13 protein-coding genes and 1 pseudogene are annotated in these 18808 nt (G+C 44.9%); 5 read left to right on the plus strand and 9 right to left on the minus strand.

The window, feature by feature from the left end; translation table 11 throughout:
• Nucleotides 1-13 precede the first annotated feature (13 nt).
• The 7 genes from PL85_RS03930 to PL85_RS03960 all read right to left on the minus strand — a co-directional run bounded on the left by PL85_RS03930 (nucleotide 14) and on the right by PL85_RS03960 (nucleotide 7154).
• Nucleotides 14-487, minus strand: coding sequence for a DUF2947 domain-containing protein (locus tag PL85_RS03930; protein ID WP_010320690.1), 474 nt, complete (start codon nucleotides 485-487; stop codon nucleotides 14-16).
• Between the two features lie 65 nt (nucleotides 488-552).
• Complete coding sequence (gene rimJ, locus PL85_RS03935) at nucleotides 553-1134, minus strand: ribosomal protein S5-alanine N-acetyltransferase (protein ID WP_017043610.1); 582 nt, start codon at nucleotides 1132-1134, stop codon at nucleotides 553-555.
• Complete coding sequence (gene tyrR, locus PL85_RS03940) at nucleotides 1131-2675, minus strand: transcriptional regulator TyrR (RefSeq protein ID WP_017043611.1); 1545 nt, start codon at nucleotides 2673-2675, stop codon at nucleotides 1131-1133. Before tyrR ends, rimJ begins: the two co-directional genes overlap by 4 nt.
• A 122-nt stretch (nucleotides 2676-2797) precedes the next feature.
• Nucleotides 2798-3823 (minus strand): YcjF family protein, encoded by a 1026-nt coding sequence (locus tag PL85_RS03945; RefSeq protein ID WP_115339821.1) that lies wholly within the window; start codon nucleotides 3821-3823, stop codon nucleotides 2798-2800.
• Nucleotides 3820-5199 (minus strand): YcjX family GTP-binding protein, encoded by a 1380-nt coding sequence (locus PL85_RS03950; protein WP_115339822.1) that lies wholly within the window; start codon nucleotides 5197-5199, stop codon nucleotides 3820-3822. The genes PL85_RS03945 and PL85_RS03950 overlap by 4 nt, the downstream gene beginning before the upstream one ends.
• A gap of 145 nt (nucleotides 5200-5344) precedes the next feature.
• A complete protein-coding gene (locus tag PL85_RS03955) occupies nucleotides 5345-5530 on the minus strand; it encodes a hypothetical protein (protein WP_010320694.1) in 186 nt (61 codons plus the stop codon).
• 103 nt (nucleotides 5531-5633) lie between these two features.
• The gene (locus PL85_RS03960) at nucleotides 5634-7154 is read right to left on the minus strand and encodes a fumarate hydratase (RefSeq protein WP_010320695.1); all 1521 of its coding nucleotides are present in this window, start codon (nucleotides 7152-7154) and stop codon (nucleotides 5634-5636) included.
• Between the two features lie 176 nt (nucleotides 7155-7330).
• On the opposite strand from PL85_RS03960, the gene pabB reads away from it, so the two are divergent.
• The 4 genes from pabB (at nucleotide 7331) to PL85_RS03980 (ending at nucleotide 12433) form a co-directional block, all read left to right on the plus strand.
• Entirely contained in the window at nucleotides 7331-8722 is a 1392-nt protein-coding gene (gene pabB, locus PL85_RS03965; RefSeq protein ID WP_115339823.1) for an aminodeoxychorismate synthase component I, read from the plus strand.
• 65 nt (nucleotides 8723-8787) lie between these two features.
• Entirely contained in the window at nucleotides 8788-9417 is a 630-nt protein-coding gene (locus PL85_RS03970) for a CoA pyrophosphatase (RefSeq protein WP_064625280.1), read from the plus strand.
• Between the two features lie 299 nt (nucleotides 9418-9716).
• Entirely contained in the window at nucleotides 9717-10970 is a 1254-nt protein-coding gene (locus tag PL85_RS03975; protein WP_064625282.1) for an aromatic amino acid transport family protein, read from the plus strand.
• Nucleotides 10971-11071: 101 nt separating this feature from the next.
• Nucleotides 11072-12433, plus strand: coding sequence for an L-serine ammonia-lyase (locus PL85_RS03980; protein WP_013856773.1), 1362 nt, complete (start codon nucleotides 11072-11074; stop codon nucleotides 12431-12433).
• A 104-nt stretch (nucleotides 12434-12537) separates the two neighbouring features.
• Here the strand turns inward: PL85_RS03980 and PL85_RS03985 are convergent, their stop codons facing one another.
• Nucleotides 12538-16275, minus strand: coding sequence for a M66 family metalloprotease (locus PL85_RS03985; RefSeq protein WP_160117747.1), 3738 nt, complete (start codon nucleotides 16273-16275; stop codon nucleotides 12538-12540).
• Nucleotides 16276-17023: 748 nt separating this feature from the next.
• Here PL85_RS03985 and PL85_RS03990 point away from each other — a divergent pair.
• Nucleotides 17024-18094 (plus strand): annotated as a pseudogene (locus PL85_RS03990) (HNH endonuclease signature motif containing protein); the annotation flags it as partial.
• A 93-nt stretch (nucleotides 18095-18187) separates the two neighbouring features.
• Here PL85_RS03990 and queD read toward each other — a convergent pair.
• Entirely contained in the window at nucleotides 18188-18547 is a 360-nt protein-coding gene (queD, locus tag PL85_RS03995) for a 6-carboxytetrahydropterin synthase QueD (protein WP_115339826.1), read from the minus strand.
• Between the last annotated feature and the right edge of the window lie 261 nt (nucleotides 18548-18808).

Here is an 18808-nt window from a genome sequence, read left to right on the forward strand (position 1 = left end):
ATTCGTTTATTCGTTACTTTCTATTACCCAATTTGACTTTACCATTTGAACCAAACCATAACGCTTGAGCACGGCGACGCCCCAATAAGATTGGTCCATCATCGTAAAATAAGAAATTTTTCCAGTATTTTTTAAATACCGACCATTGGGTTTCGATAATATTGTACTTTTCATAACAAAAATAAACGGTCACGTCATTTTGCCAATCAATATGGGCCAAAATATCAACGGGTAATGATTCATCGTCACTTTCCCATTCTTTCATCCAACTGATTTCATTGATCCAACTGCCTGCTTTGCGAGGCCAATCTTGAGAACTTAACCTCTCTGAATCGGGGCTTTGAGCACTGATATTTTCCAGCCAAAACTGAGCCGCTCTGGCTTGAGACATGGGTTTAATATGCACCAGATCTTGCTCAGGAACTGGCATTGATTGGTGAGTGAAAATCCATTTTCTTTGGTATTGATCCAAAGGCAAATACGACATTGAATTTCCTTAATGTTTTAGCTGACTTGTGAATATAGCCGCTTTACTTTTAAAACGATAACCCATTAGCTTGGGCGCCAATCAGCATTAACCAATGCTGTTAGGTTGTGATCTTCCCATTGGCCATCAATGAGCAAATAATTTTTAGCGTGACCTTCGGCCTGAAAGCCCATTTTCATCAACACCGCTTCACTGCGTTTGTTGATTGGCATATAACCAGCCATGATACGGTGTAGGTTTTGTACCTTAAACATGTAGTGGCACGCCATTTTTAATGCACGGCCCATGATGCCTTTACCTTGTGCATTCTTCGCTAACGAATAGCCGAGATTACAAGCATAAAATGGAAAGCGTGAGAGGTTACTAAACGAAATGGTGCCAAGCATGTCACCACTGTTAATATCGATGATGAGCAAATAATAGCCTAATTGCATTTTATGCAGCTCACCAAGTTTAATCAGCCGCTGTGCCCACCCGTGAGCCTCAAAAAACGCCGCTTCTCGCTTAGGTTCCCAAGGCCGTAAATGTTCACGATTACTCGTAAAATAGGCGGCGATCATCTCCGCATCTTCAAGTTTTGCGGTTCGCACTAAAATATCATTGTCCACTTCATACACTTGGGACAAGGTGCTGCATGACTGCATCAATTTTTCCTAATTCCGTAGTCGCGTAGCTTATTGGCGATAGAGGTGTGTGATACGTTTAAACGCTTAGCCAACTTACGGCTTGAAGGGAAAGACTGATATAAACGTTCCAAAATTTGAGATTCATACTCTTTCATGATGTCATCTAATGAGCCATCAAGATTGACATGGGTATTGCCAGTATGAACGGTTTCAAGCTGTGGCAGATGGAAGAGATCCACTGTTAACTGATTATCAGACATCTCCGTTAGCGCCCTGAGCACCATGTTGTCCAACTGTCGTACGTTGCCTGGCCATTGGTAATGAGAGAGCTGATCCGCCAAATCTTCCGCTAGTAGTGGTTTGGCCATACCCATTTTCTTAATGTGTTTCGCCACGAATAGTTCAAGCAATGGTTGAATGTCATTAGGCCGCTCACGCAAAGTAGGAATACGGAGAGTTAACACATTCAGACGATAAAAAAGATCTTCACGAAATGCGCCTGATTCGGCTAAATCTGCCAACTTGTGACGCGTCGAAGCAATCACACGAACATTAACATGAACTTCATGCTCCTCACCAACGCGGCGGAATGTACCATCTTGCAAGAAGCGCAGTAGTTTAATTTGTAAATGAGGGCTCATCTCCCCGATTTCATCGAGAAAAACAGTGCCGCCATTCGCCTGTTCAAAAATACCTTTATGGCCTTGTTGATGATTAAATGACCCTGGCGCATGACCAAACAACTCCGTTTCCGCAACATCATCCGGCATTGAAGCACAACTCAGAACTAAGAAAGGAAAGGAGGCACGGTGAGAGCGATTATGACAAGCCTTGGCCAACATCTCTTTACCCGTTCCGGTTTCGCCTTCTATAAGCAAAGGTTGATCAAGCATTGACAGCTTCTTAGCTTGGCTAATGAGCGCTTTATGGCGGTTAGAAACTCCGACAAAATGTTCAAAACCAAGGTTATTGTGTAAGGGCAAAGCATCATCGACGACGCCGCTAGGGCTTTTAGAACGAATCATCATCATGGTACTCGCCAAGGTGGATTCTTTCGACTCACCCGTAATATAAACAGGCATCATCTCCATCAGATAATCGAGACCATCGTGCACGATCTCCTCACGTTGTCGTGCTTTGTTGCCTTCAAGCCAGCGTGATAGGTTAAAGAAAGGTAATAATGCAGAAATCGGCTGCCCTATCACCTCTTTCTCTGTTTTGTTAAACAGCGATAACGCTGAATAGTTTGCCATATCAACAAACCCTTTCAGATCAATCGCCAGCACCGCATCAGGCACGTTGTTGAGTAATGAAATTAACTCGGTGTTATGCCGCTCCATGGGCATGAATTGAATTTTCCGAACATCTTTTACGCCAGAAATTCGGCGAATTTCAGCCATCAATTCACTGAATGTTTCAAAATCAATGTCAGGGCAGTTGAGGTAAATAATGCCGATGACATCGATTTCAATCCCACGCAAATCAATGTTTCTCGATGCAAGAATATCGAGCAGTTCTCGGGTTAAGCCGAGTCTATCTTCACAAGAGACTTCAAGACGCACTTAAAAATCCTAATAAAAAGTGTCAGGAAAAGTTGACAGTAGTTTCTATCAAGCCTTGTATGGCGTCAAGTTATCTCATGTTTTGAGGTTCACATTCGGGCATATTATTTGATAAATGTTGCTTATTTCACCGTAAGCGCGGCAATTCTTGCGACGATCTGTTTGCGAATCGCCCCTAATTTTACTTTTCTGTCTGGCTGCCATGTCATCGGCCTGAGCAGTGCCATGGCTTTCAAACCAAGACGAGCGGTCAATATTCCCACCCCTAAACCTTGCCCTGCCCGCGCGGATACTTTTCCGGCTAAATCCATAGAAAGGAGATCCATACTGGCGTCGATGGCGAGTTCGCTGGCACCTGCCTCTGCCATATTAACCAATACTGACTTAAATAAAGAGAGACGAGACCAGTAACCCAATGGCACTCCATACAGTTTTGCCAGTTGATCAATCATAGTAAAATTACGCCATGCCACTAACAACATATCTGCGATGGCTAAAGGGCTAATTGCCACTAGTGCTGCCGCTTCTGTTGAATATTGTGAGACGATTTTGGTTGCTTGTTTATCTTGTTCACTCATCACCATAGCATCGTACATATCGAGTATTTCAGCATCGCTGTGTGAAGCATTAACGCTGTTTAACCAACGATCATAGGCTGGGCTTTCGGTTTTTATGCCACTTTGTTTAGCTAGAGCTTGGCAGAACGCGAGCCCATGACCAACGCTGTCGGTTTGCATAAGCTGTTCGCTTTGCTCTTGAATACTAAAATGATGGCGAAGTGCTCGTAACTTCCACAGCTCTTTGATTAAGGTACTTAAGCCTAACGATGCCAAACCAGCAATAAATCCCGCCCAGCCCAATGCTAACCAGTCCGCTGATTGAATCGCCGTGATAACTGAATCGATAGCTTGCCAACCGATTAAACCTGCAAAGCTTATAACTAATGCCGCAGCTCGCCATTTCCGACCTTGTGGTGGACGAATGATTTGCTCCAACTCTTTTTCCGCAGCACTCTCTTCATTGCTGATCGGCATTGGAATGAAGGCTTCATTATTTTGAAACTGCTGTTGAGCCGTAAGCTCTGGCGTACTCTTCTGTTGTGGTTCTAATTTTTGATTAAAGATTTGCTTGGTTTTTAAATCACTCATTTCAGCTTATCTCCAATTAAATATTCCAACGCTTTATCTAAACGGATATGAGGGCAAGGTTCATCACAGCTAAATGCTCTTGGTTTAAAACTGGTGAATTCAAACCCTTGATGCTGCCAATACTCTTTGTTAGGTAACTTTTTCGGCACATCGCCGGGAAAAATGGTCAAGGTTTCGCCATCGAGAGTCACACCTTGTAAGGCTGGAATGGTGCGCTCACCGCTATCAATAAAACCCGCTTGTGTGGCCTGTATCGATGCCATACTGATGCAACTCATCTCAATATTCTCATAGGCGGCGCTTTGCCAAGCAGGATGAACCATCTGCTGCAGTAACGACACCAAATGCGGGTGTTGTTCAGGGGTGACATGATCCGCTTTGGTTGCGGCAAACAGCACTTTGTCTATCTTGGGTGCAAACAGACGCTTGAGTAAGCCATTACGACCATAACGAAAGCTATGCATAATCTGCTCAAGCGCACGACGCATATCCAAAAAGGAGCCGTAGCCATCATTGAGTGGAGATAAGCAATCGACTAACACAATCTGCCGATCAAACGTGGCAAAATAATTTTTGTAAAAAGCTTTCACAACCTTGTTTTGGTATTCTTCATAGCGTGCTTTTAACATGCTGTAATTACTATTGGGAGCCGGCTTGTCTTCACCGTACGGATTACGGCATGGGAAAAATTGCAGAACAGGCGCACCTTCTAGCTCTCCCGGCAACACAAAACGCCCCGGTTGCACCCAATGTAAACCGGCATTTTTACACGCGTGCAAATACTCCGTAAACAGCATCGACAGTGAAGCAAGCTTTTGCTCATTGGCGTCTTGTGTTACATCAAATTTAGCTAACCCTTCAAGCCACGGCTCGGCTAATGAGGAACGTAGTTCACTTAGCGCTGAAAACTGCTGTTCTGACCACTGTTCATAGGTCATTTCGAGCAGAGGCAGATCCAACAGCCATTCCCCCGGATAGTCGATGATATCGAGATAAAGTGTGGCCGTATGACCAAATAATTTTTTACTGCGCTTTTTAGGTTTGTATTTGATCGCTAGGCGAATTTCGCTGACGTCACGAGTGGGCACAGGCCAATGTGGCGGTTCGCTGTGTAACTGTGACATCGCTTCATCGTAAGCAAAGCGTGGAACCATTAAGTTAGTTTGAGGGACACGTTTTGCACCCACAATGCGTCGGTCACGCGTTGCGGAAAATAGCGGTAAATTATCATGGGTAGAGGTGTGCAGTAATTGGTTCACTAATGAGGTAATAAAAGCCGTTTTCCCCGCTCGCGATAACCCCGTGACAGCAATTCGAACGTGCGAATCTAATCCACGGTTAATTAAATCAGTCATTTCTCGACGAATGTGCTTCATTCACTCACTCCACTTCATTTGATGACGCTACTTTATGTGTATTCACCTTAATCAGAGATGAACAAAAAGCCCCTGACAAGAATCAGAGGCTTAGGCTTTTTTGGCCAAAAAATTCGCTGTTCTGTGTTGAGCCGCTCACATCGGCTCAATCATCTTCTATTAATTTATAAATCACAAACAATGCAGCCTCAAGCATCACCCATAACACGCAGGTGATTGTGACGTACTTATCATCGAAGATGCTGATGCCATGTAGAATAAGGTCATAGCCGAGGAAAACCCCAACCACAATAGCGATAATAATTTGTAATATTTTAATAAAACGAGGCATCTACCCTCCTAGTTTTGCAAATGAGCATTTCAATTATCTACTGATTTATAGACGATAACTGCAGCCTAAGCTGCAGTTATCGTGAGAACGCGATGAGATCAGATTAAGCTTTCTTTTGAGCTTCGGCAATCTTCACTTTCCATGTGTCTGGGCCTATTTGGTGAGCATTCGCGCCACGCGAGTCCACCGCAACCGTGACTGGCATGTCTTCAACTTCGAATTCATAAATGGCTTCCATACCTAAATCTTCGAATGCCACCACGCGTGCTTTCTTAATCGCTTTCGCCACTAAGTAAGCCGCGCCACCCACCGCCATCAAGTAGACCGCTTTGTGGTTTTTGATTGACTCCACCGTCGCAGGTCCACGCTCTGCTTTGCCTATCATCCCCATAATGCCCGTTTCATCAAGCATCATGTCGGTAAATTTGTCCATACGTGTCGATGTGGTCGGGCCTGCTGGACCAACAACTTCATCACCCACCGCATCAACGGGGCCAACGTAATAGATAAATTTACCTTTAAGATCGACGCCTTTAGGCAGCCCTTCGCCATTTTGCAACATTGCTTGGAGTCGTTTATGTGCGGCATCGCGGCCCGTTAAAATCTTACCGGAAAGAAGCAGTGTTTCACCGGTTTTCCATTCTTGAACCTCTTCTTTAGTAACCGCATCAAGGTTGACGCGGCGCGCGCTTGCTCCTGCGTCCCACACAATTTGTGGCCAATCTTCTAGCTTTGGTGGTGTAAGTTCAGCAGGGCCCGTACCGTCTAGCGTAAAGTGAACATGGCGGGTCGCCGCACAGTTAGGGATCATACAAACAGGTTTAGACGCGGCGTGAGTCGGCGCTGTTTTGATTTTTACATCCACAACGGTGGTTAAGCCACCAAGCCCTTGCGCACCAATGCCTAAACGGTTCACGCGGTTAAAAATATCTAACCGCAGTTCTTCTTCCGCATTTTGTGGACCACGATCAATCAGTTCTTGAATATCGATATGCTCCATCAGTGATTCTTTAGCAAGCACAGCCGCCTTTTCCGCGGTGCCGCCAATACCAATGCCGAGCATACCCGGAGGACACCAACCCGCCCCCATCAAGGGTACGGTTTTTTCTACCCATTCAGCAATGTCATCGGAAGGATTGAGCATTACCATCTTGGTTTTGTTCTCACTGCCGCCGCCTTTGGCTGCGATTTGGATGTCGACTTTATTTCCTGGCACCATATTGATATGAACGACAGCAGGCGTATTGTCTTTAGTATTAATACGCTTACCAGCAGGATCCATTAATATAGAAGCGCGCAATGGGTTATCTGGATTGGTGTACGCTTGACGAACTCCTTCATCAATCATTTCTTGCACCGTGAGATCAGACTCCCACTGCACATTCATACCAATGTTAACAAAACAGGTTACGATGCCGGTATCTTGGCAAATGGGTCGATGCCCTTCTGCTGACATGCGCGAGTTAATGAGAATTTGTGCGATCGCATCTTTCGCAGCTTGGCTCTCTTCTCGATGATAAGCCTTTTCTAGCGCTTGAATGAAGTCCAGAGGGTGGTAGTAAGAGATATATTGAAGAGCGTCAGCGACACTGCTGATCACATCCTGCTTGCGAATTACCGTCATTGCGTGCCTCGTTATTGTTATGCTTCCCTTGACTGTTGCGTGTTCCTCATTCAATAAGCGGTAAGCTTCTCAGCAAAAAATCAACTTATTGATGTGATTCAATCAAGTAGCAGCTTTTAATTTGCATTTTATGATACTCTTGCTTTACTCAACACGCCATGCAGTGATCGGTCTCTTTGTCACAAATTACGCAAATGAACAACAACGAATTCAATCATATCCAAGTTAACGCACTGACTTACCATGTCGAACTCGCTCACCAATTGTTTTCTAAAATCGAAGACTGCCCGTGGGCTATGCTGTTGCGCTCCGCCTCTAAGACGCATATCGATAGCCGTTTTGATATTTTAGTCGCTGAACCACTGGTCACCTTAGTGACACAAGGGGATAAAACGACGGTATGCGAACCGCAGTCTCGTTATGATTCTCAGGTAGACCCATTCCAACTGCTCAAACAGTTGCAGCAGCAGTATTTGCCCGATGTTCAAAGCGATATAGACCTTCCTTTCGTGGGCGGTGCACTCGGTTATTTTGCCTATGACTTAGGGCGGCAGATAGAACGAATTCCAACGCTTGCTGAGCACGATCTATCCACACCTGATATGGCGATTGGTCTCTATCAATGGGCTGTGGTCGTTGATCATTTGCACCAAGCCGCCTATGTGGTAGGCAATCATATTGATGAGGCATGGCAATGGCTCAACACCCAGAATCCAAAAAACAACGGCCATTTTGCATTACGCTCTGATTGGCAATCCAACATGAGTAAAGAGAGCTACCAACGGAAATTTGAGCAAATCCAGCACTATTTGCTCAGTGGTGATTGTTATCAAATCAACCTTGCACAGCGTTTTCAAGCGCATTATGAAGGCAGTGAATGGCAAGCTTATCAAAAACTGGAAGCGTTTAATTGCGCACCATTTTCGGCTTTTATTCGCTTAGAGAAGTCAGCGATTTTGAGTGTCTCTCCCGAACGTTTTATGCAGGTCAAACACAACATTATCGAAACTAAGCCGATAAAAGGCACCCGACCAAGAAGCGATAACCCCAGCATTGACGCCGCTAACGCGGCAGACCTTGCTTGCGCAGAAAAAGATCAAGCAGAAAACTTGATGATCGTTGACCTATTACGAAACGATGTTGGCCGTGTGGCAAAACCGGGGTCTGTACATGTGCCTAAGCTGTTCGATATTGAAAGTTTTCCTGCCGTGCATCACCTTGTGAGTACCATTCGCGCAGAACTTGATTCTGCCTATTGCGCGGCCGATCTATTAAGAGCCAGCTTCCCCGGAGGCTCAATTACTGGCGCACCAAAAGTACGTGCAATGGAAATTATTGAGGAGTTAGAGCCTCACCGCCGTAGCGCTTACTGTGGCAGTATCGGCTATATTAGCCGCCACGGGATAATGGACAGCAGTATTGCTATCCGAACTTTGGTGGCAGAGAAGCAACAACTGCACGTTTGGGCTGGTGGCGGTATTGTTGCCGATAGTCAGTGTGAGCTTGAATATCAGGAGACACTGGATAAACTGAGCCGAATTTTACCTGTGCTCGAACAATCTCGTTAACCTTTCCAAGGTTTATTGAACTAGGCTAAAAAGAGGTAGACGCAAAATCCGAATAGGTAACGAAAATGAAGAGAAACAGCGTACAGACTGCGACCCCCTTGACAAAAGATCGGCTTATCCAGCGCTTTCAGTTGCAACAACCTGAGCCTTATCATGAAGAATCTATCCGTCGTGTGGCACACCTTGCTCCTCAAACCTTGCGTAAGGCTTCGGTGTTAATTGGTTTTGTTGAGAGGCCAAATGGCCTAAACGTAGTATTAACCAAAAGAGCTGCGAACCTTAAACATCATCCGGGACAAATCAGTTTTCCTGGCGGGAAATATGAGGAAGTCGATGGCTCGCTGCAGATCACTGCGCTTCGTGAAGTAAGAGAAGAAATTGGAATTCTAGCAAACGACATTACTATTTTTGGGCAACTGCCTGAATTGGTTACCGTCAGTAAATTTGTAGTGACGCCCTTTCTTGCTTTTATCAACCCCAATTACAAGGCCATTATTGATACCAATGAAGTGGACGAAATATTTGAAGTTCCCGCCCACCACCTGTTTGATCGAAACAAACTCTATAGCGAATTATTTCAAGTAAAAAATCAACGACATCGCGTTTTCGCCATCCCTTATCAACATCATTTTATTTGGGGGATGACAGCGCAGATCATTCATGTTTTGCAAAAACAAGTTATTCAACCTCATTAATATTCAAACTATTCAACCATAAGTTTAAATAACACGGATGATTATTTTTCCTTATCCCGTCCAAAAGCAAACGTTTGGCATGAATAAATGTTAATCGAAGCATTATATTGATAACTTTTACTAATCCAAATCATTAACATTACTCACATGTAGCACGCCATTTTCGTGATCAAAAATGGGTTTTTGACATATCATTCAATAAGCCAGAACGTTACATGATTTAGATCTAGTTTTCGAATGAGAAAATTATGCAAAATGCGCTCGACTTATTTCCTGTTCCAAAAAATGAGTAATACAATATGAACACAACAACTTCGTCGGCATCTGCCGTACAATCCTCTAGCAAGTGGACTTATAAAGATTTCACTTGGTGTCTTTCACTTTTTGGTACAGCCGTTGGTGCCGGTGTACTTTTCCTTCCAATTAAAGCTGGTGCGGGTGGTTTTTGGCCATTAGTAATGTTAGCCCTAATTGCGGCGCCAATGACTTGGTTCGCACATAAAGGCTTAGCTCGCTTTGTTCTTTCTTCAAAAAATGTTGATTCTGATATTACTGACACAGTAGAAGAGCATTTTGGTAAAACTGGCGCAAACCTTATTACGTTCGCATACTTTTTCGCCATCTACCCTATCGTTCTTATCTACGGCGTTGGTATCACAAACACCGTTGATTCCTTCCTTGTTAACCAAGTTGGCATGGAATCGATTCCTCGTTGGTTACTTTCTGGTGCGCTGATTGTGGCAATGACGGCTGGCGTAGTATTTGGTAAAGAGCTGATGCTAAAAGCGACGTCTGCCATGGTGTATCCGCTGGTTTTCATTTTATTAGCTCTTTCTTTCTACCTTATCCCAGATTGGAACACTTCAATGATGGAAGTAGCGCCTGATTGGTCTGCCATGCCAACCATCGTTTGGCTTGCTATTCCTATCATCGTGTTTTCTTTCAACCACAGCCCAATCATCAGCCAGTTCTCTAAAGAACAACGCCTACAATACGGTGACAATGCGGTAAAGAAAACAGATATGATCACTGGTGGCGCGGCCATGATGCTGATGGGTTTTGTGATGTTCTTCGTGTTCTCTGTTGTGCTGTCTCTGTCGCCAGAGCAGCTCGCGTTAGCAAAAGAGCAAAACATTTCTGTGCTTTCTTATCTAGCAAACATTCATGAATCACCAATCATCTCTTACATGGGTCCTCTTGTTGCCTTTGCAGCGATTACCTCTAGTTACTTTGGTCACTTTTTAGGGGCGCATGAAGGCCTAGTTGGTTTGATTAAATCTCGCTCAAATAGCTCAGTAAGCAAGATTGAAAAGATGTCACTGATTTTCATCGTGTTGACTACTTGGATTGTAGCGATTGTAAACCCAAGCATTCTAGGCATGATTGAAACCATGGGTGCACCGATGATTGCTGGTATCTTGTTCCTACTGCCCGTATTTGCAATGCACAAGGTTCCTGCAATGGCGAAGTTCAAGACTTCAGCACCAGTACAGATTTTCACAACTATCTGTGGTCTTGCTGCTATTACTTCTGTAATCTACGGCGCTCTTTAATCTGGTGGTTATATCAACCGTCATGAATACTGCATACAGAACATAACTATAATAATGAGCCTCCCTCTTAGCTAGGGGGGCTTACTTTTGAGGTAATCGATATGATTAGTGTATTTGATATCTATAAAATCGGTGTTGGTCCTTCAAGCTCACACACAGTGGGACCAATGAAAGCGGGTAAAGAGTTTATTGATGATTTACGTTCAATGGGAAAATTGCGCGACATCACTAAAATCACCGTGGACGTTTATGGTTCATTATCACTGACAGGGAAAGGTCACCACACAGATATCGCTATCATCATGGGTCTTGCTGGTAATACCCCTGAGAAAGTTGATATCGATGCTATTCCAGGCTTTATCGCACGCGTTGAAGAAACCGAGCGTCTTCCCGTTGGTATGCACTGTCATACCGTATCGTTTCCTAAAGAAGGTGGAATGAATTTCCACAAAACGAATTTGTCCTTGCACGAAAACGGCATGCAGATCCACGCGTGGATCGATGATGAAGTCGTTTACTCAAAAACCTACTACTCTATCGGCGGTGGTTTTATCGTTGATGAAGAAAACTTTGGTAAAGAAAAAGAGAACCCTATTAAAGTTCCTTATGTCTTCACTAGCGCTGACGAGATGATGAACCAATGCAAAGAGAGTGGTCTTTCCATCAGTACGCTGGTTATGGCTAACGAAAAAGCACTGCATTCTGATGAAGAAGTTCGTACTTACTTTGCCAATATTTGGAAAACCATGCGCGAATGTATGGACCGAGGTATGAATACTGAAGGTATCTTACCAGGGCCTCTTCGTGTTCCACGCCGAGCAGCAGCACTTCGTCAACAGTTAATGACCTCAGAAAAAACCACTAATGATCCAATGGCGGTCGTTGACTGGGTAAACATGTACGCTTTTGCAGTGAACGAAGAAAATGCCGCGGGTGGGCGTGTGGTGACGGCACCTACTAATGGCGCATGCGGTATTATTCCTGCAGTGTTAGCCTATTACGATAAATTCATTCAAACCGTTACTGAAAAAGACTATATCCGTTACTTTGCCGCCTCTGGAGCTATCGGTGGGCTTTACAAACGTAACGCTTCTATTTCTGGTGCGGAAGTGGGTTGTCAAGGTGAAGTAGGTGTTGCCTGTTCGATGGCAGCCGCAGGCCTTGCAGAACTGATGGGTGGAAGCCCTGAACAAGTTTGCATGGCCGCTGAAATTGCGATGGAACATAACTTGGGCTTAACCTGTGACCCTGTCGCAGGACAAGTACAAGTGCCTTGTATCGAGCGCAATGGTATTGCTGCAGTGAAAGCGATCAACGCAACGCGGATGGCGCTACGCCGCTCATCGGCACCTCGTGTTTCGCTTGATAAAGTGATCGAAACCATGCTTGAGACAGGTAAAGATATGAACGCCAAATATCGTGAAACGTCCCAAGGTGGTTTAGCGATTAAAGTCGTTTGCTAACGAACACCTATCTATTTAAAAACCTCGTTCATTAAAACTTAACGCCACTCGCTTAACAGCGAGTGGCGCATTTTACGACTTTACCTCACGATCCAGTGAGGAACTTAAAACTGACCGAGATATTCCCAGCTACTGTTGGTTGGATTAGGATCGGTTGGGTAAGGGAAATAACCGTACTTAGTCACTTTCAAGCGGTAATAATGATAGCCGCCACGGAAAGCGTATTGATAAATATCGTTCACTTGACCACGCTGGCCATCACTGCCCCACACGCCCATCGCATCTTGTTGATACCACTCCAGTAGCGTACGTTCAAAGCTTGCCAAATCACGATTTAATTCCGCAAGATAAGCTTGAATGGTGCTGTCGCTGCCAAGATAAACCCAATCTAGGTTTGACTCTCCGAGCATCGGGAAAGCTTCCCCCTCTCCTGGGCGTTTTTGGATAAAGTAATGGTTTTCACCATCGATTTGCCCAACAAACACCGCATTTTGCGCCTTATCCCAAGTGGTTGAGGTACGCTCATCCCATGTCAATAAGCGGGATACACCAAAATAGCTTTGTACACGCGCTTCAATGCTCACACCAGCCGCTCTATTGAGCTTGATTGGGTTGAAAGCAAAGTTCACATAGCGATCTGCCGAACCTAGGTATTTCCAACCTTGATTACTGGTTTGATCGGCCGGGAATGCGCCAGCATCTACCATACGCATTACAAAGTAATCACGCATGCCCGTTTCTGGGTTCGGGTAGACATACAATGCCCCCGCTCGGCGCTCCGCTTTCGTCACGCCATTGTTTAGAACGCCACGCCCATAGTGTTCGGCCACAAAAGCATCAAACTCAGCGATCGTTGCAAAATCCGTGTTCAGCAGAGTTTCATTCTGTGCGAAGGTTGGTGTCATATCTACCACTTGGCTGTATCCGTACTCTTGGCCAATGATGATTGGGCCTTTGAGCTTATCCAGCGGCGGGTTCTGATCTGGCGTCATTCGAGTCAGTTCTGTTTCACCACCTCGATCCGAACAATGCAAACTCACTTGAGTTGGTACTCCATTCTCCATCGATAAGTTAACGTGGAACTTGTTACTTTCATTGCCAGCGTGGCGAGAGGCACTCAATCGAACTTGTTCGCGGATCCCATCTGCAAATTCAACATCCAACTGACACTGGCCCTGAACCTGGTAAGTAGGACGCAACACTTCATCGCCACGAATGGCATAGCGCCACGTTTGGCCATTTTTATGCATCACACCTGCAACCTGTTCACAGTGATTACCGACGACAAATCCAGCTCCATCGTGATCATTTCCAGACTTATTGAGTGTACATAGGCTCACTTCACCGACATCGGCCGTCGGTGTGTAAGTCACCGTTCCGCGACCATACTTGGAAAGCAGTTCATACTCGCCTTGTGCAGAAGTCATGTTCACGTTGATGTTCCATGTCACATCGCGTCCAACAGAACAACGGTCGGTACTGGGTTCAACTCCACCGACAAACTGCGATCTATCGCTATTGGCCGCTTGGAAAGTAAACTTACACAAACGTTGCTGCTCACCATCTATGCGTAATGTTTGCCAAATATCGCTATCGAGCAGTGCCTGAGTCAGGTTCGCCACCGCTTGCCAACCTTCCAGCTGATAATCCCCTTGCTCTGGCTGTGGCAGCTCAAACACGTTGCCATAATTCGAGTAAATCAGAGGATAGATTTGGCTAGGGTTCTCATTCTGCGGATCGTAAATCCCCAATAAAGTAACTACGGGTACGCCCACTTGCTGCGGTTTCGGTGTATCGGTTTCTACCGCTTTATAACGTTGGGTACTCTGATCCCACTGCACATAACCGCTTGGGCTGTTGCTATCAAGGTTAAAACCGTTGTTCATCCAACGCTGTGCTTTGCGCGACTGAGCCGGATGCTCCAAGGTAAAGCGGCTGATGGTGCCAACGTACTCTTGTTCACCGCCATTTTGTGCATCACGCAGGAAACGGAACGCATCTTTAAACGGCGGTACAATATCGTCACCTTGCTGTTGGGTGTAAACGTCGCCTTTCCAGTGCAAGTTACCGATAAAGCGTTGCTGGAACGCATCCCAACCCCAGCCAGATTCCATATCGTGAATCGACGCCATATATGGGTAGTGGCCAAGCCCATAGTTATGGCCCAGTTCATGGGACCATTCATTGCCGGTAGTATTTTGCAGGGTTACTTTACCGCCACCGCCACTGCCGCCATGAACCACAACTTGAGCTAAATCTGTACCTTCTTTGGTATACACCCCGACGTTGGTGTGTGCGGTAATGTGGTTGTAGCGGCGGTTGTATTGCTGCGAATAACCCGCACTACTCACAATGCCGACGTTGGCGTTGTTAACACCTGTAGAGACCAACGCTTTACCGATCGCTTCACGCATATCGCCGCTGTGCCAACCACCCGTACTCGCACTCTTATCGGTGTACACCACACCATTTGGCATAGTGACAACAGGGAAATAGGCAGGAGTGTAGTCAGCCATCACCAATTTAGACGCGGGTATTTTTTGGAAATAATCCGCGGCCAAAGTTGGAAGATTTTGAATCATCGTATTGCGGTTACGCGGTTGAGTCAGCATGCCCATGTCGATATTTTGAATCACCAACTCAGGCGCACCACCAACCTGGATGTCTCCTTGGCTGAGCACACCTTCACGGCCTAAGTTGTCGGTCAAGCGCAGTGAGAGCTCCGGCTTCATCCAGTTCCATTGCAGCGGCAGTGACCAAGCGTGATGAGAGAACACCACCTTCATACGGCCATTCTCTGGCTGATCCGATGCGGCCAGAGCACTGGGCGGCAGCATCAAGGTGGTGTGCACTAATTCGCCATCGAGGAACACTTCGGCGCGGACTTGGTTAATCTCTTCCCCTTGTTGCGGGGTAAACAGCAGCATCGCTTCACGGTTCATGATCGCATCGAGATGACCTTGACCAGTTAACTCATTGCTATTCGGCGCGACTGATGTATGGGTTTGAGTAATGCCCAACCCACCCTCTAAACTGCCTTGCAAATGGTTCGGGGTTGGGATTTCATCGGCAAAACCGACTCGAGCATCTTGAGTAGTAAAGCGCACTACCTTGGGCTCAGCACAATCCACTGGATTACACGAGTTCAACACCATCTCATATGATGTGCCTGGCTTAAGGTCACCGATAAAAAAGCCCGCAGAAACCGAATCATAGCGGCGAACATCCTTCGCATCACTCAAATTGGTTAAGGTGAGCTGAGTCTTATCGGCTTCATTTTGCCCAAGCCAGTCAAATGACACACCGACATCAGACAGGCTCGAGACGGTTAACGAGGTAATCTCTGGCTTCACTAACGCACCACAATCAGAGGTTTCGGTACGATAGATGACATCACGTTGCCAGATGTAGCTACCATCGGCGCGCTTAGACCCGTGTGCCGCAGGAATGTATTCGACAAAGCAGCCTTGCTCGTCCGATTCGTAAACACCAAATTCGCGGCTCATCAGATAAAAACCGCCGTCGTACACCATGAATTCCCAACTCTGATCGACAAAGTCGATCACGTTGCGATAAGGCGTATCATCGCCACTTTGATAAGGTATAAAGGGGAATTGCAGATCATTTTTGTAACTAAGCCGATAATCGAAGCCTTTATACTGGATCCAACGCTCACCGTTGCGTTCAAACACCCCTTCTCCACGTTCGGCGGTCGCTTTAATCGATTCTAACCGCTCGACGATTTTTTCCCCGATCTGGATCAAGGTGAGCTCATTTTGCGCCCAAACGGGTGCGCTTCCCAGTAGCCCTGCTACCAGAAGCGTTAATGGTTTCTTATTCATCATTGGATTGCTCATTTTAGTTTATAGTGACGTGCCTGAATTTCAGCAGCAGCAACCCACGAAATCTGCGCTAGTTAAGCAACAATCGATTCCGGATATAGACAACTGGGTTACCGATTCATTATTAGTTACCTAATTTCATTTCGATAGAATCACTATGTCCGTAACGAGATAAGGGTTCCAACCCAATGAGGTTGATGTCTTGAAAGTGAGAATTCACGCGAAAAAGTGTGCAACAAAAATGCATACAAACAATAAATAATTTTATTAAAATCAATCAGAAACAATGATACTTAAGAATATAACACGCACACCGAAAGAGAATGATTACGATTGTTCATGAGCATTGAGAGGATTAAGCGATCAACTTTTTAGCGATTTTATTGCACAGATATTGACTAAACGGCAGCGTGTCAGTCACGGTAAGAAAAGAGATTGTACATATGCAGACTGCGTAGGTTTTTATGAACACCTTTTTGCACAGCCTTCTGAACGTGAGATCTCCTGCATAAATAATGAAACATCACATACATAACAAATTAAAATGCGATATAGGTTTAATTTATTGGCTGAGCAAATGGTTATCTTAGTTGCGATTTAACCATCCAATGAGAAAATTATGACAACGAAAATTTCATACCTTACCCTACTGGCACTGCTTTGCTCTCCCCTTATCAGTGCGCAGACAGAAAATAGTAACGCTGAGCAACCATCAAGCCATGTGACATGTCGCGCTCACAACCTGACTCTGAATTTAACCACCGATCAATACGCTTCTGAAACAAGTTGGGAAATAAAAAACAGCCTCTCACAGGTTATTTATGCGGGTAATAATTACTCAGACTCCACATCTTATAGCCAAGAAATATGTTTATCGGATGGTGAATATCAATTCACCATCCATGATAGCTATGGTGATGGTATTTGCTGTGGCTCTGGCAATGGTCTTTATTCCTTAGCCAAAGGCTCGGAAATACTGGCCTCTGGTGGAGAATTTCAATACAACCAATCAAACAGCTTATTACTTGGTGAATCAACACCTCCCGCTAACCATGACTATTATCAAGCCGCGATAGGAAAAACAGGTTTTGAACTAAAAACGGCATTATACAACATCATAAAGAATCATAATAGCCGCGGTTATTCCGCAATTTGGACACTATTACAAAATGCAGACATAGATAACTACTATGAGAATGACGGTTCAATATTAGATATCTATTCTGAGAAACCTGACAACAACGACAGTGTTAGTTTTACTAAAGTCAGCGATCAGTGTGGTCAGTATCGACGAGAAGGCGATTGTTACAATAGGGAACACTCTTTTCCTAAAAGTTGGTTTGGGGGCAGCGTTGAGCCAATGAATTCCGACGGTCACCACTTGTTTGCCACTGATGGTTTTGTCAATGCAAAACGCAGTAACTGGCCATTTGGCGAAGTTGGTCATATCACTTATACCTCAAGTAATGGTTCAAAACTTGGCAGTGCAAGCAATACGCTAGGTTATAATGGCACCGTATTTGAGCCTATTGATGAATTTAAAGGCGATCTAGCGCGCGCCTATTTTTACATAGCAACCCGCTACGAGAACCGTATCGGCAGCTGGCAAGGAAATACTGACAACGCTGATGCCATACTTGATGGTACTAGCACGGTGGTTTTTGAAGCTTGGGCTCTGGCGATGCTAAAGCGTTGGCACCAAGAAGATCCTGTGAGTGCTAAAGAACGCCAGCGCAATGACGCCGTTTATCAATTTCAAGGTAACCGAAATCCCTATATCGATCATCCTGAATATGTAAGCCAAATTTGGGGTTATTAGGCTGGCTCTTTATATTGGGTAAGTAGATAGGCGCGATAGTAGTGCCTATCTACTTGTTATTTATTGTTTGTTGTTCGGAATTGTCTGCTGGTATTAGCCTTTATAAATACAACCCGCCGTGCAGGTTTCTTTAATTTCAACTTTGCTGAGCAGTGGTAAGCTTGGCTTTAATTGTTGCCAAATCCATTTCGCAAGCACTTCACTGGTTGGGTTCTCTAACCCTTCAATGTCATTCAAGTAATAGTGATCTAAACGATCATAAATAGGTTTAAATATCGCTTTAATTTCAGAAAAATCAATCACCCAACCAATATGAGGATCGACCTCACCTTCTACATACAGACGAACTAAAAAAGAGTGCCCATGTAAACGGCCGCACTTATGCCCTGCAGGTACATGAGGTAAACGATGCGCGGCTTCAAACATAAACTCTTTGTATAATTCTGTTTTCATCTTGGTTCTCAAGCTTTTAAAAGAGAGGCAATACTAAGGAATATAGACGTACGAGACAAGTTCCTAGACAGCTTTGTTTGCATGGCAAGGCAGATAAAATCATTCGATTGCGCACAATAACACCTCTTCATAACTCAAGCCTTTCAGGCAATATGTTAAGCTACGATATGCAACCAGAATGTGCCACATCACATTTGTTAAACCTATAATATGTATAGAATCACACTCCAACGACTACAACTTTTGCACTAGTGCATATTA

The sequence above is a fragment of the Vibrio anguillarum genome, from assembly GCF_001989995.2.
GTDB lineage: Bacteria > Pseudomonadota > Gammaproteobacteria > Enterobacterales > Vibrionaceae > Vibrio > Vibrio anguillarum.